The sequence below is a fragment of the Xenorhabdus szentirmaii DSM 16338 genome, from assembly GCF_002632585.1.
In the GTDB taxonomy this organism is placed as follows: Bacteria; Pseudomonadota; Gammaproteobacteria; order Enterobacterales; family Enterobacteriaceae; genus Xenorhabdus; species Xenorhabdus szentirmaii.
In genome coordinates, this window is the sequence record NZ_NIBV01000003.1 from 94,555 (window position 1) to 109,283 (window position 14,729).

Genomic DNA, 14,729 nt, shown 5'->3' on the forward strand with positions numbered 1-14,729 from the left:
ATCACTTAAATGTGGTTAAATAAAAACCTGACGACATTTAGAACAATAAATGTGCACTTGTCACTAAATATCATACAGAAGAGATTTCTTTCACCAACGCATACAGTATAATACTACGTATTATGACAAAGAAAAAAGCACACAAACCCGGTTCGGCAACAATTGCCATGAATAAGCGAGCCCGCCACGAATTCTTCATTGAAGAAGAGTTTGAGGCAGGCTTATCCCTACAAGGTTGGGAAGTAAAATCACTGCGTGCTGGCAAAGCCAACATCAGTGAAAGTTATGTTTTACTCAAAGATGGTGATGCTTATCTTTTTGGTGCCACAATCACGCCGTTAAACGTTGCTTCTTCCCATGTAGTTTGTGATCCGACACGATCTCGCAAATTACTACTTAACAAACGTGAGCTTGATTCACTTTATGGTCGAATCAACAGAGAAGGTTACACTATCGTTGCACTTTCTATGTATTGGAAGAATGCCTGGTGCAAAATCAAAATTGGTGTAGCAAAAGGTAAAAAAGCGCATGATAAACGTTCAGATATCAAAGAACGTGAATGGAAATTAGACAAAGCGCGAATTATGAAGAATTCAGGGCGATAATCACTAGCATTGTTGCTCAACATTCTGTTATACTTGCGTTTAACATACTTGGGGCTGATTCTGGATTCGACGGGATTCGCGAAACCCAAGGTGCATGCCGAGGGGCGGTTGGCCTCGTAAAAAGCCGCAAAACAATAGTCGCAAACGACGAAAAATACGCACTGGCAGCTTAATAACCTGCGCAGAGCCCTCTCTCCCTAGCCTCCGCTCTTAGGACGGGGATCAAGAGAGGTCAAACCCAAAAGAGATCGCGTGGATGCCCTGCCTGGGGTTGAAGCGTTAAATCCAATCAGGCTAGTTTGTTAGTGGCGTGTCTGTCCGCAGCTGGCAAGCGAATGTAAAGACTAGACTAAGCATGTAGTACCGAGGATGTAGGAATTTCGGACGCGGGTTCAACTCCCGCCAGCTCCACCAAAATTCTCCATCGGTGATTACCAGAGTCATCCGATGAAGTCCTAAGAGCCCGCACGGCGCAAGCCCTGCGGGCTTTTTTGTGCCTTCAATTTGTCCCGCGAAGTCTGAAGCCAACTAATTAAATCCGAACCTTTTAGGCACCTTGTTAGGCACCTCGTAAAGCTTTATTGTTTTTGAGGTGCCTAAAACTATGGAAACCCGTTAATGGCAAGACAAACTAAACCTCTATCCGTTAAAGAAATCGAATCCGCCAAACCCAAGGAAGCGGACTACGTTCTCTATGATGGTGATGGCCTTGAGCTACTCATCAAATCCAGCGGGAGTAAAATCTGGCAATTTCGCTATATTCGCCCTGTCACTAAGAAGCGCGCGAAGAAGAGCATAGGCCCCTACCCGTCAGTTACCCTTGCCGATGCCAGAAACTACCAGGCAGAGTCTCGCTCTCTCCTGGCGAAACAAATCTATCCACAAGAACATCAGCAGGAACAACTTCTCAGTTCGCTGGAAGCCAAAACCAATACTTTCCAACTCGTAGCTGAACGTTGCTGGAATGTGAAGAAAGCCAGTGTGACAGAAGACTACGCAGAGGATATCTGGCGCTCCCTTGAGAGAGATGTCTTTCTTGCAATTGGCGACATCAGCGTTACAGATATTAAAGCTCACACACTGGTTCAGGCTGTTCAGGCCAGAGGAGCACTGGAAACCGTCCGCCGTCTTTGCCAACGTATAAATGAAGTTATGATATACGCCCAGAACACAGGCCTGATTGATGCTGTTCCCAGCGTTAATATAGGTAAAGCCTTCGAGAAGCCGCAGAAAAAGAACATGCCCAGCATTCGTCCGGACCAGCTACCTCAACTGATGCAGACGATGCGTACGACCAGCATTAGCCTTTCCACACGCTGCCTGTTCATGTGGCAACTTCTTACTATTACCCGCCCTGCCGAAGCCGCTGAGGCTCGCTGGGATGAAGTTGATTTAGAGGCACGAGAATGGAAAATTCCCGCATCACGAATGAAAATGAACCGCGACCATACTGTTCCATTGTCAAACGAAGCGATGGCTATTTTAGAAATGATGAAGCCGATGAGTAGCAATCGGGAATTCATTTTTCCAAGTCGTTTAAAACCCACTCAATCAATGAACAGCCAAACGGTAAATGCTTCGCTCAAAAGAGCAGGATTCGGCGGCATTCTTGTATCGCATGGTTTGCGTTCAATTGCCAGTACCGCGCTCAATGAGCAAGGTTTTCCGCCCGATGTCATTGAGGCAGCACTTGCTCATGTGGATAAGAATGAGGTTCGTCGTGCTTACAACCGTACCGATTATCTTGAGCAGAGACGACCAATGATGCAGTGGTGGGCTGATTTTGTTATGGCTGCGGATAAGGGAAGTATCATTGTGGATGGGATAAAGGGAATGCGTTTAGTGAAGTGATAAATGTACTTTAAGTCTAGCTCAGACTTTCGTTTTTCCCGACAAAAAAACATATTTTACAATGTTAAAAACCAAGCAAGAGCACCAATAATACCATATAGTTATAATTAAAATTCAATACATCACACTCATTATAATTACAAAAATGCGGTATTAACTTTGAGCTACGAATGTTTTTGTTGGACTGACGAACGATAGTTTCTATCGCATTTTTTCAGCATCAATGCTATTGACAGTGGTAAATTAACTCAATTTCAGTTAGAAAGTACTATCGTTCAATGAGCGGAGTGAAGGGATGAATAACGCGCATGAGGCTAGCGCGTCGGCCACTGGCTATCTTTATCAGTGTCGCTACGCGTTGCTAAAAGGACTGGAAGCTACTCTGGATTCACCGGAGCTTAGGATTTCAATTGAAAAGTTTGATGATATAGCTTTTGAGGCAAATGGCTTACCTATTCATCTAATCCAGACCAAACATCACAAAGCCAAAACAGGAAAACTGAATGACAGCAGCACTGACCTTTGGAAAACACTACTCATTTGGATAAAAAGTGCTACTGCCGATAACAGCGGTTACTCAAGAACTCGTTACTACCTAATTACAACTGGCTCGGCACCTTCTAATTCAGCCTCTGTTCTATTACGAATAGAAAGTCGCAACGAGGCTCAAGCCGATGCTTTGTTACTTGCGACTGCAAAAAGTTCAAATAACCGTGCGCTACAAGAAGCTTTCAACGCTTATAAGCATTTACCAGAGGAGGCTCGACTCGCTCTGTTAAGATCAATATATGTGCTTGATGATTCTCCTTCGATTACCGACGTTAAACAAGATATTTACCGACAATTGCATCGTGCTGTAGGAAGAGAGCATATCGAAATTTTCGCCGAGCGTTTAGAAGGCTGGTGGTTCGATCAAGTGATAAGTATGCTCAGTGGCAATGGCATGGACAGCATCCCAGTAATGGCTATTGAATCCCGTATTGATGAATTGCGTGAGGAGTTTCGACGCTCCTCCCTGCCAGTTGATTTTCGAACATCGTCTCCCCCTCTAGAAGTGATTGCTCAGCTAGACAGTCGACCATTTGTCCATCAGTTACGTAAGATAAATCTCGGCTCAACCCGTATTGAGTATGCTATCCGTGATTATTACCGAGCTTCAGAGCAACGATCAAAATGGGTAAGAGAAGAATTATTGATTAATGATGAGCTTAAAACCTTCGAACAGGAGCTGATAGAGGCCTGGCAACCACGATTTGCTGCACAGCAAGACAATTTGCTAGCCGACAGTGATGAGGCAGATCGTGTACGTTCCGGGCGGGACCTGTTCACATGGGCCGAACAGAACGCATGCTTCCCTCTTCGCAGCCTCCGCGAACGTTTTCTTACCCATGGAAGCTACCATATTTTGGCTAACCGATACGCAGTGGGGTGGCACCCTGATTACATGCAAGATTATTATGATGAACAACAAGGAGAGGACTGATTATGCAGCCTTGGTCTTCCCGTCCCCTCGAGGAGAGCTATCTCTTCAATCCAGCTTTCTGTGTATTGCTTATTGCCAATACATCGTCAGAATTTACTAAAAAAACCGGTTGCCCTTTACCCTTTGCATTAGCCTTTATGATCCTCCCAATAATTCTGCATCAGAAAACACGCAAAGCGCTGCCCGCGACAACAGTTACGTCACTCATGACCTGGAGTCAGGACAACCGAGAAATAATGGTTAACTTTCCCGAAAGAGTTAGACGGCTAAATGCCATTACCCGCGAGAGTATATTATTCGGTGTAGGGCTAAGCGCTCTTTGCCTAGATGAAAATGGTGACATAATGAAAGGATCTAAGTTACGTTCTCCCACAGAAAAACGAACGCCACTGATTACTCAGGAAGTAGGAGAATGTATTGAGCGTGCATCATTTCTAGGACGTTGGCTTGCTAGTGCTGGCACAACGGCGACTATATACGCTGCCTGGGGGATAGCACCATGAGTCTTCAGATAGCCAGCCTAGTGATTTACAATCACGAGGGAGAACGGCGTGAAATTACATTTCATCCCAGCCAACTAAACATTTTAACCGGTGCATCGAAAACGGGTAAATCAGCCATTATTGATATTATTGATTACGTTACCGGGCGAAGCGAATGCTACGTAGCCGATGGCGTTATTCGTAAGTGTACGCAATGGTATGGGATTCTTTTTCAACTAAATGAAAGCCAAATTTTTATAGCACGACGCAATCCTGATCCAGGTACACAGTCTCACGGCGACATTTATATTGCCCGAGGAAGTTCCTTGGTCATTCCTGACGGCAATACTCTCTACAAAAATACCACGGTCAACGCTGTGGAGAAATTTTTAGGAACGACAATTGGCATCAATGAAAACGAACATCGTCCTCCAAGTCCTACACGCCCATCTCTTGAAGCAAATTTTCGTCACGCGCTTCTTTTTTGTTTCCAAGACCAGAATGATATTGATAGCAAACAACGTCTCTTTCATCGGCAGGATGATGGTTTTATAGCGCAGGCTATACGAGATACCCTCCCTTATTTTCTTGGCGCGATGGATGAAGAGCGGCTTCTTCAACAAGCTCAGTTGGATGACGCGCGAAAATTACTACGTCAGCTTGAAAGATTGGTACGTGAAGCTGATTCGCTGGACGATACTACATTTCCGCGTGCCAGAGCATTGCTGGAAGAGGCTAAAATGGCAGGGCTTGCTGACGACAGAACCGTAGTTACAAGCCATGAGACATGCGTGTCTTTGCTTCAAAGTTTGAGCGAACGAGGGGTATTTTCAGATATAGCAGTATTAAGTGATCATGATGAAATACTGGCGCGACTGCGCTCAGAACGTCAGGGTCTGCGCACTGAACTTGAGAGACTCAACATCGAGATTCGCGAAACTCGGGCGTTTACCTCAGAATCAACTGGTTATGAACGTGAAGCGCGAGAACAACGAGCAAGGCTCAGTATAGTAAATCTGATAAAGTGCTCAGATGAACTGCATTTCTGCCCTCTTTGTCAAAGCCACCTCGAAAACCCTCCTCCTTCTGTTGTTCAACTTAACCATTCTCTCAATGAACTGAGCCTACAACTAGAAGCGGTAGAAGCAGAGAACCCAAGGCTCCAGAAACGTTTAGCAGATCTCCAAGCCCAGGAAAGCACTCTGATTAACGATCTTCGGGAGAATCAGAGAAAAATCGATGATTGCATAAAGCAGACTGAATATCTGCAAGTACAGCAGGAAAACTTTATGCTGCAAGCACGGATCTTGGGTAAAATTGCTCAGTATCTTGAAACTGTCAAAGATACAAATCAGCAATCTGGTCTTCGTAACCACTTAGAAAAGCAACTACTCACTGTAAGTCTCCTTGAAAAAAGGCTGGATCCTATTGCAGTACGAGAGAAGCTCGCTGCTTTTCTAAATATAATTGGCCGTTACATGACCGAATATTCAGATCTTCTCGATCTTGAACATCAGGGCAGCAACCTGCGTCTAGACATACGAAAACTCACTGTAGTGGCTGATACTTTGGACGGGCCGGTACCGCTTTTCCGTATGGGAAGCGGGGAAAATTGGGTCGGATACCATATTCTGGCACATCTCGCCCTTCATCGCTGGTTCCGTCAAAAAAAACGTCCAGTCCCAGGATTTTTAATCCTCGACCAGCCATCCCAAGCACATTATCCACCTGAAAAAGATAATGATGGGTCGATTGCATCTTTGAGGAATGAAGATCAGAACGCAGTGAATCGGTTATTCAGCCTAATCAACCACGCTGCTCAAACGCTCGCCCCTGATTTACAGATCATAGTTATGGACCATGCTGACCTCAAAGATGACTGGTTCCAGACTGCAGTCTCTGAGCGCTGGCGGAATGGCGTAAAACTTATTCCTACAAGCTGGATAACTCCTTAGAGGTAATAGCAATGCGTAAATACAAGTCCCTATGGTGCTTATTCCCGAGAGGAATAAGACCGAAATAAGTAAGTAGAATTGTTACTGTCTGGTGGTTGGAGTGAAAAGGAGTTGGCTGGAACAACGACATATAGGAGGTCGAATTTATTAATATGAAGGCCCAAAGAAGGCAAGGACTAACTCTGCATGCAAGTATTTATAGCGATATACAAACCTAAGCCCGTTATTAATTATCGCTTGCTGCTATGTTGTACCAGCTCACTAAATTAAGCAAAACCATGAAAAAAACGATTTAGCTTATAAGGATTATTATGTATTTTGCAAATTTAAAGATACTCAACTTTCGTAATTTTGAGTCAGTTGATATCCCTCTGACCGGCAACATAGTCTTGCTTGGCGAGAACCGAGTCGGTAAAAGTAATTAGCGATTCGCTTAGTTATTTATCTCACGCTGCCAGATTCACTGAGGCAACTAAAATTATCTGACTTCTGGGACGGTTGTGACCTATCCAAAAACCCACAAATCGAAGTGCATCTGGATTTTGCCGATTTCGACAGTGACCCTTTACTTTCAGCGCTATTAACCGATTTTCGTATCGCAGAGAATCCGGCAGTGGCAAGAATGAGCTATGTTTTCCGTAAAAAAGATGAAATTGCTGGAGAACCTCAGTCAAGTGAGGATTGCGAGTTTATTGTTTATGGTGGCGGTCAAGAGTCACGCACGATTGCCAGCCGCGTCCGGCGTCGAATAGCCATCGATATGCTGGATGCTTTACGCGATGCAGAAGCACAGCTTGCTTCTTGGAGAAACTCCCCACTACGCCCATTACTAGAAGATGCATTCGCATCATTAAGCCGCTCCGATCTGGACAGAGTCGCAAACAGCCTTGAATCAGCAACAGAGACGATGGAAAGTTTCCCTTCAATAAAGTCCCTAGGAGATTCTCTGCGTGGAGGCATCATCGACCTAGCAGGTACCGCACATGATCTCAACGCACGTCTCCGATTTGCACCTGCTGACCCTCTTAGATTAATGCGCTCGTTATCAATGTTCATTGATGACGGAAAGAGAGGAATCACTGAAGCGAGTCTTGGGTCTGCAAACGTGGCACTGATATCACTGAAGCTTGCTGAGTTTGCCTGGCGCCGCGCAAAGAATGAAAGAAATTTCTCACTGCTCTGTATTGAAGAACCTGAAGCGCACCTTCATCCACAGCTACAGCGAGCTGTCTTTGAAAAGCTTTTTAATAATCCAGATACAGCTCAAGCTCTGATTGTAACTAGCCACTCCCCAACACTGGCGACTATTGCCCCTCTCCGTTCTGTAGTTCGTCTTTGGCGCAGTGAAGATGGACGTTCGCACGCATTTTCGCTTACTCATCTACCTGTCACTAGTGATGAACTTGACGATATCGAACGCTATCTAACGGAAACACGTTCTGAGCTTCTCTTTGCGAAGGGGTCATTTTTGTGGAAGGGGATGCTGAAGAGGTTTTGCTACCGAGCTTCGCTGAATCCATTGGATATAATCTTGACCAGCTTGGGATTACGGTATGTAACGTAGCAGAGGTGAATTTTGAACCTTATGTAAAACTTACAGCCAGCCTAAGAATACCCTTTGCTGTAATCACCGATTGGGATCCCCTAGACGGAACAAAGCAACCCTTGGGTAAAAATCGTTCAATCAGTATTTGGGATGCATATTGTTCAGTCAGGCCTGAAGCCCCAAAGTTCACACCTGAAAATATAACTTGGTTGAAAGCAGTAACTTTTGATGAGTGCAATCCTTGCTTCAGAGATAGAAGTATCTTTTTAAACTCATTAACTTTCGAAATAGCTATAGCCAATACGCCAGGTCTAAAGGAAGCACTTTTGGATATTCTCGATGAACAGGGATTTGGTGCATTGCGCTCATCCAGAATTAAGTCATGGCGTTCAGGTCAGCCTGTAGTCCCGGCACAACTTCTAACAATGGTTTCTGACGTTGGTAAGGGGCGACTGGCAGCCAAGCTCAAGAAAAAAGCACCTGGTCTGACGCCACCGGAATACATTTCAGCGGCCATTCATTATGTCACATCCAATGTTTAACCGGCCCGCGCTGGCACAGGCGCTGAAAGAGCTCATGCCTAATAAAGAGCAGTACGATGCAGCTATTGAAACTGGCCACTGTGTAGTCGTTGCCGGACCGGGCAGTGGAAAAACAAAAACGCTCACTACTGCTATGGCGCGGGCTCTTATAGATGATGTTATGGATCCACGAGGCGTGGCGTGTATCACTTATAATAATGAGGTGTGCAGCAGAGCTCGAGAAACGATTAACCGACTTTGGTGTTGCAAACAGCGAAAGAAACTTTATTGGCACCGTACACAGCTTCGCACTTAACCAAGTAATTATCCCTTACTCGCGGTGCATACCAAATCTACTGCCAAAAGATTTTCGTGTGGCTACAAGGAATGAGTGTCGTACAGCTGTAGAAGAAGCTTATAAAACATTATTCGGCAATAGCGGGGATCCCCATGCACGCTGGCGTTTTGCTGAAGAGAAACGACGTCGGGATGTGAATCGTCTTTTACCTGTCTGGCAGAATAAAAACCCTGAACTGGCAAAATTCATAGAAACTTACGAGGCTGAACTCCGACGTTCTGGCCTGATTGACTTTGATGATATGCCACTCATCGCTTTTCGTATGATCAACGAACATATTTGGATTCGTAATGCAATTCAGTCTCGCTATCCTGTTTTGTTTGTAGACGAATATCAGGATCTTGGTTGTGTCCTTCATGAGCTTGTACTGCTTCTTTGCTTTGAAGGTGGGATTAGGCTATTCGCGGTTGGTGATGCTGATCAGTCAATCTATGGATTCAATGGAGCAAATCCGAGCTTACTCGAAAGCCTCCAATCACTAAAAGATGTGAAGACTTTCAGGCTCCGATTCAACTATCGCTCCGGCTCGAAAATTATCAGAGCATCACTGGGCGCTCTTGGTGAAGAAAGGGATTACCGCGGCCCCTCTGGTACGGCTGAGGGGGAATTGGGGTTTCATTCAGTAAATGGTGATTATGATTCGCAGGCCCATTATATCGCTAAAAAATTGTTACCCTCATTAACTAAACGCGGTTTTCAACTTGAGCGAATTGGATTGCTTTACCGTGCAGCTTGGTTGGGAGACAAACTTGTGGATGCACTTCAAGCAGAAAACATTGCCCTAATTCGTGCTGACAGTAATGCTTTGATAAAACGCAATTCCCGCCTAGCGCGCTTTATAGAGGCCTGTAGCCAATGGGTTACGGGTGGTTGGAAAGAAGCTTCACCATCATTTAACCAGTTGCTGGGTCAAGCTCTTTCAATAGCTTACGGTCGGAGCGTAAACCAAGCTGAAGAACAAAATATTACTATTCAACTCATCAATTTTTTACGAAACGGAATTGAACGGAGCGAAACTGCTCATCAGTGGCTTAAACGGTTATACACTGAACTTATTATTAAATGGCAGTTGCTTTCTCAGAACAATTTCCAAGAGTGGGAAGTTTGTGCTGAGTTATTACAACGGACTGATCCTGACAGGAGCCTGGATATGACTCTGGAAATCTTTGCAGGAAAAGTGGATGGCGCTGGGAGAGTAATATTAAGCACTCTTCACAGTGCTAAAGGTCGTGAATTTGACGTTGCCATTATGTATGGCGTTAATAGCTATGACTTCCCAAGTAAACGCGACTGCATAACAATACATACAATGCGGGAAGCCCGCCGACTGTTTTATGTTGGCGTCACACGACCACGGAAAGAACTGCATATGGTTTACGAAAAAGGGAAACATTCTCCATGACTAAATGAAATTTTTCATCGCAGCCAGAGAGAATAGAATCACATCTACATTCAATAGGTTTTCGCCAATTCAAAAACAGCACTATGAATAATATTTTTATTTATTAAACCGGGGGGGAGAGGAGGATTACTTTACTTCCCCGCAGCAACCCCCTTCCCCTACATACTTCCACTTTGTTGTTAAAACGGACAAAGCACTTATTCCGTAATAAATAGACAAATAGGATAAGGTCAATCTTCTAGCAATCATTAAAAAATTAGCAAAACTTTTGTGCTACAGTTATGGCTTCAAATAGGCGAACTATTTAATACAGAACCCCTCAAGTGATCACTGAATTTAAGCAGATGTATGTCGCTACCGTAATGATACATTCCTCTTATACTAGGTTCAACACTATCCCATGCAGGGATGATGAACTTTAGATAATTGAGGATATCTTTTCTATTACTTATGCCGTGTAAAATGTAATGACTAACATATTCAGGTTCGAAATGAACTTTACGCAGCCAAAAAAGACTAACGCTAAATACAGAATAACCGCATAAATTAACATATTCTACACGCTCATCTGTATTGACTATACTTAAGAACTCATATGTCAACGGTGCCATTAATTCAAGTCTGGTCAAGGGATAAGGATGACTTCCTTTTGGTTCTTCTTGTTCTTTTTCAAAAGCAGTTCCGTGAAAATGAAATAGTACAATCGGTAACCCTGTCATTAAAAAGCTGATAGCAACTTTCCATTCAGACTTACTAAATTGACGAACTAATTCACAAACACATGTTACAGTAGAATAATAATCCGCTGCTAATTCTGTTGCATGATAAATTATAGATTCTTCTTGTGTGAGCTCATCATTATTTGTATCTTTCACCTCGGATATTATGTTCAATTCGTCTTGTTTGAATCTATATATCCCATGCTCTTGAGATAAATGTCCTAACTCATGAAAATACACCCATGTAATTGCAGAAATAAATGTATTCTTGATACACTCATCAAGTGTAAATGACGTGAGTAAATAAGAAAGACTGATATCGTCACCAAACAATGATTGAGTGAGATCATTATCAACCGCCGAACCAAGATACGAATAATACTCTTCAACATCACGGTAAATTATTTCCAGTAACTTATAAGAGACCGTAATTGAATGAAAAGACGGCTCCCCATACCCGGATATGATACATGCTTCTGCGTTTACAATATTGTCAGTGCTATAACAAACATTTAAATATCCCCCTTTTTTTGATAGTAAGATTCATTAATATCTGTTGTAATAGCGTCAAAAACTTTAGCTGATAGAGCATAAATATCTATATTTTCCATCAATCCTCCCTACTTCACTTACCGAAAAAATCCATACGCACTTATTAGTCGAATCCAAGCCGGATACGCATCGGCTGAACGATGCGCCAATCGTCCATCCTGAAATTATCATTTGGGTTCGGTTCAAAATGATGGGCCAGATAAGCCTCAATCATTTCTTCTGTTAACTGACCCACCGTGGCACAAAAATAGCCTCTGCCCCAAAAATGCTGACCCCAGTAGCGCTTTTTCAGATGAGCAAACTCTTCAAACAACTTACTCTCTGTCCTCCCTTTCAGCCTCCTCATGATTTCTGAGGGAGATAATGTCGGCGGAATATTCACCAGTATGTGAACATGATCTTGGCTCACGACACCACTTAATATTCTGATTTCAAATGATTCACACGTCTGACGGACTAACTCTCACACCCGAATACCGACTTCACCCATCAGCACCTTGTACCTGTATTTTGTTACCCACACAAAATGATATTCGATATTAAATACCGTGTGGCTGCCATATCTGTAATCCATGCTGCACCTCCCGTGTAACACAGTATCGCAGCTAAAGCTGACCGACTAAAGTCGGTGGTTAATGAAATGGTCACCCCTCACTCCACCAACAGTATATTGACAGAGTGATTATCTTTGATTAGAGGCCATCATCATAAACACCGTCACACTCATTAGTCTCGATCTCGGCAAACATACCTTTCATATCCACTGTCAGGATAAATCAGGTCAGGCTCTTCTCCGTAAAAAGTTTACCCGAACTAAATTGATGGAGTTTCTCGCTAACTGCTCATCTGCAACCATTGTGATGGAAGCCTGTGCTGGTGCTCATTTCATGGCAAGACAGATAACTGATTTGGGACATGAGGCCAAACTCATTTCGCCTCAGTTTGTCCGACCTTTCGTTAAAAGTAATAAGAATGATTTTGTTGATGCCGAAGCTATCTGCGAAGCCGCGTCACGTCCTTCAATGCGTTTTGTCCGGCCAAGAACCGAAGCTCAACAAGCAATGCGGGCATTACATCGGGTCAGGGATAAGATCAAAACAACTAATCAGATACTTGGCTTCTTACTCGAGTTTGGGATTAGCTTGCCGAAGGAAGAAGCTATTATGAAACGCTTATCGTTAGTGTTAGCAAAGCACAAACTTCCCGATTATCTGGTCCGATTGCTGATGCAACTACATGCCCATTATCACTATATTGTTGAACGAATAGTCGAGTTAGAATCTGGACTAAAACACACGATCACAACGGATGACACAGCCCAGCGTCTTATGACCATCCCCGGTATTGGTTTAATCACAGCGAGCTTACTTTCTTCACAGTGGGGAGATGGCCGACAATATGCCAAAAGTCGTGATTTTGCCGCCTCAACGGGATTAGTTCCCAGGCAATATAGCACGGGTGGAAAAAATACCCTGCTGGGCATCAGTAAACGAGGAAATAAGCACTTGCGGAGACTCTTGGTACAATGTGCACGAGTCTTTATGCAACGATTGGATAATTACTCCGGAAAACTGGCTGACAGGGTCAGGCAGCAGCTTGAACAAAAACACTCCAATGTCGTGGCTTATGCACTGCGAATAAATTTGCCGGATAGCTTGGGCAATCACGACACAGCACACGGTATTTGACGCCTGATTCTGTGTCATGATTAATAAATTTAAACGTTACCCCACTGGTTTTGCAAAGACTGATAATTGATGACATAAACGGCCAATCGGTCTGGTGAGAAACCTAAAGGTTAAGATGGCTTATTAAAGCCGCGTGGTTTTTTAGGAACATCAGGCGCGGAATTCATCGAGGCGTGGGCAACCTTGCCTATAGTGACGCCGGATAGATTTTAGCAAGCCCAAAATTCATCAAAATTAGCGTTGCAAAAACGAGGAATGTAATGAACGCATCCCAACCACGTAACCCTCGGTACTATGCTGAAATTGAGAGGTAAGGTGTGGATCCTCTCAGATTTCCGGCCTTATAGTGCCTAAATGAGAAGCCTGTTGCTCTCTGATAACTGGAGGATCCACTCATGAAATATACGCCTGTTGGCGTCGATATCGCAAAGTATCTGATGCAAATTCATTTCGTTGATGAATATACCGGTGAAATCATTGATAAACAGCTACGACGACGGGATTTTTTGACTTTTTTCAGCAACCGGGATCCTTGTCTGATTGGTATGGAAGCGTGTGGTGGTGCCCACTATTGGGCACGGGAGCTGAAAAAGTTAGGGCATGAAGTTCATTTGCTTCAGGCCAAATTTGTTAAAGCTTTTCGTATAGGTAACAAAAACGATGTCATGGATGCCAGGGCAATCTGGATGGCCGTTCAGCAACCGGGTAAACCCGTCGCTATCAAAAATGAAGAACAACAAACCCTACTTTCTGTGCACCGGATGCGTACTCAGTTAGTGAAATTCAGAACCGCGCAAATTAATGCATTGCATGGATTGTTACTGGAATTTGGTGAGACAGTGCATAAGGGGCGGGCATCGTTAGACAAAGCGATACCCGAGGTGCTTGAGCGGTTAAGGATAACACTCTCCCCCTTCCTGATCAGCCTGATTGAAGAGCAATATTATCGCCTGAGTGAACTTGATAAAGAAATTGACGGTCTGGAAAAACAATTGACTGAGTGGGCAAATCAGCATGCGGATTGTCAGCGGATCATGAAAATTCCGGGTGTGGGTGTTCTGATTGCTACAGCAGCCATCGCTACGATGGGGGATCCCACTGCTTTCCGATCAGGCCGGGAGTTTTCCGCCTATCTGGGCTTGGTTCCCCGGCAAACAGGAACAGGTGGCCGGGTTAAGTTACTGGGCATCAGTAAACGTGGGGATGCGTATCTCAGGACGCTGTTTATCCATGGCGCCAGAGTCGTCACGTTATGCACGAAAACACCGCCCCAGTGGGTAAGCGAACTGAAAAAACGACGTCCGGTTAGTGTTGCGATTGTCGGGATGGCGAATAAACTGGCTCGCACGGTCTGGGCACTGATTGCTCATCAACGGGAATATGAAAAAGATTACGTCAGTGTCAGGCCTTATTGAGGTATTTCACAGATAAAAATTTACTTCAACTTAATTAAAAAAGACGAATACAGAAAGATTGCTGAGGCAAGAGTTATGATGACAACGAAAGGTGAGACCGTGACTTGCTAAACCTGAATGGTCACCAGAGCGTCAAGCTCGTTCGAGGAATA

At 44.1% G+C, this 14,729-nt stretch carries 11 protein-coding genes, 1 other RNA gene and 2 pseudogenes; 12 read left to right on the top strand and 2 right to left on the bottom strand.

Annotated elements, in window-relative coordinates:
- Positions 1 to 122: 122 nt before the first annotated feature.
- From smpB to Xsze_RS23155, 10 genes are all read left to right on the top strand, one after another.
- Positions 123 to 605 carry an SsrA-binding protein SmpB gene (smpB, locus tag Xsze_RS19140; RefSeq protein WP_038234655.1) on the top strand — a complete coding sequence of 161 codons (483 nt, stop codon included), beginning with the start codon at positions 123 to 125 and terminating at the stop codon, positions 603 to 605.
- Between the two features lie 50 nt (positions 606 to 655).
- Positions 656 to 1,019, top strand: a transfer-messenger RNA (tmRNA) gene (gene ssrA, locus Xsze_RS19145).
- A gap of 204 nt (positions 1,020 to 1,223) precedes the next feature.
- Complete coding sequence (locus tag Xsze_RS19150; protein ID WP_038234658.1) at positions 1,224 to 2,456, top strand: integrase domain-containing protein; 1,233 nt, start codon at positions 1,224 to 1,226, stop codon at positions 2,454 to 2,456.
- A 295-nt stretch (positions 2,457 to 2,751) separates the two neighbouring features.
- Positions 2,752 to 3,939: an ABC-three component system protein gene (locus Xsze_RS19155; protein WP_038234660.1), complete on the top strand. Its 1,188-nt coding sequence runs from the start codon at positions 2,752 to 2,754 to the stop codon at positions 3,937 to 3,939.
- A 2-nt stretch (positions 3,940 to 3,941) separates the two neighbouring features.
- Positions 3,942 to 4,442 (top strand): three component ABC system middle component, encoded by a 501-nt coding sequence (locus Xsze_RS19160; protein WP_051462286.1) that lies wholly within the window; start codon positions 3,942 to 3,944, stop codon positions 4,440 to 4,442.
- A complete protein-coding gene (locus tag Xsze_RS19165) occupies positions 4,439 to 6,376 on the top strand; it encodes a DUF3732 domain-containing protein (protein ID WP_038234662.1) in 1,938 nt (645 codons plus the stop codon). Before Xsze_RS19160 ends, Xsze_RS19165 begins: the two co-directional genes overlap by 4 nt.
- Positions 6,377 to 6,905: 529 nt before the next feature.
- Complete coding sequence (locus Xsze_RS22900) at positions 6,906 to 7,940, top strand: ATP-dependent nuclease (RefSeq protein ID WP_244431737.1); 1,035 nt, start codon at positions 6,906 to 6,908, stop codon at positions 7,938 to 7,940.
- The gene (locus Xsze_RS23245; protein WP_255296674.1) at positions 7,847 to 8,464 is read left to right on the top strand and encodes an ATP-dependent endonuclease; all 618 of its coding nucleotides are present in this window, start codon (positions 7,847 to 7,849) and stop codon (positions 8,462 to 8,464) included. Before Xsze_RS22900 ends, Xsze_RS23245 begins: the two co-directional genes overlap by 94 nt.
- A 34-nt stretch (positions 8,465 to 8,498) precedes the next feature.
- A complete protein-coding gene (locus Xsze_RS23150) occupies positions 8,499 to 8,759 on the top strand; it encodes a UvrD-helicase domain-containing protein (protein WP_255296645.1) in 261 nt (86 codons plus the stop codon).
- Entirely contained in the window at positions 8,662 to 10,203 is a 1,542-nt protein-coding gene (locus Xsze_RS23155) for a UvrD-helicase domain-containing protein (RefSeq protein ID WP_280113396.1), read from the top strand. Before Xsze_RS23150 ends, Xsze_RS23155 begins: the two co-directional genes overlap by 98 nt.
- Positions 10,204 to 10,490: 287 nt before the next feature.
- Here the strand turns inward: Xsze_RS23155 and Xsze_RS19180 are convergent, their stop codons facing one another.
- On the bottom strand, positions 10,491 to 11,255 hold the full coding sequence (locus Xsze_RS19180; RefSeq protein WP_038234664.1) for a hypothetical protein: 765 nt from the start codon (positions 11,253 to 11,255) through the stop codon (positions 10,491 to 10,493).
- A gap of 322 nt (positions 11,256 to 11,577) precedes the next feature.
- Positions 11,578 to 12,048, bottom strand: a pseudogene (gene tnpA / locus Xsze_RS19185) (IS200/IS605 family transposase).
- 133 nt (positions 12,049 to 12,181) lie between these two features.
- On the opposite strand from tnpA, the pseudogene Xsze_RS19190 reads away from it, so the two are divergent.
- Both Xsze_RS19190 and Xsze_RS19195 read left to right on the top strand, forming a co-directional pair.
- Positions 12,182 to 13,169, top strand: a pseudogene (locus Xsze_RS19190) (IS110 family RNA-guided transposase).
- Positions 13,170 to 13,557: 388 nt separating this feature from the next.
- Positions 13,558 to 14,577 carry an IS110 family RNA-guided transposase gene (locus Xsze_RS19195; protein WP_099139165.1) on the top strand — a complete coding sequence of 340 codons (1,020 nt, stop codon included), beginning with the start codon at positions 13,558 to 13,560 and terminating at the stop codon, positions 14,575 to 14,577.
- The last annotated feature ends 152 nt before the right edge of the window (positions 14,578 to 14,729 follow it).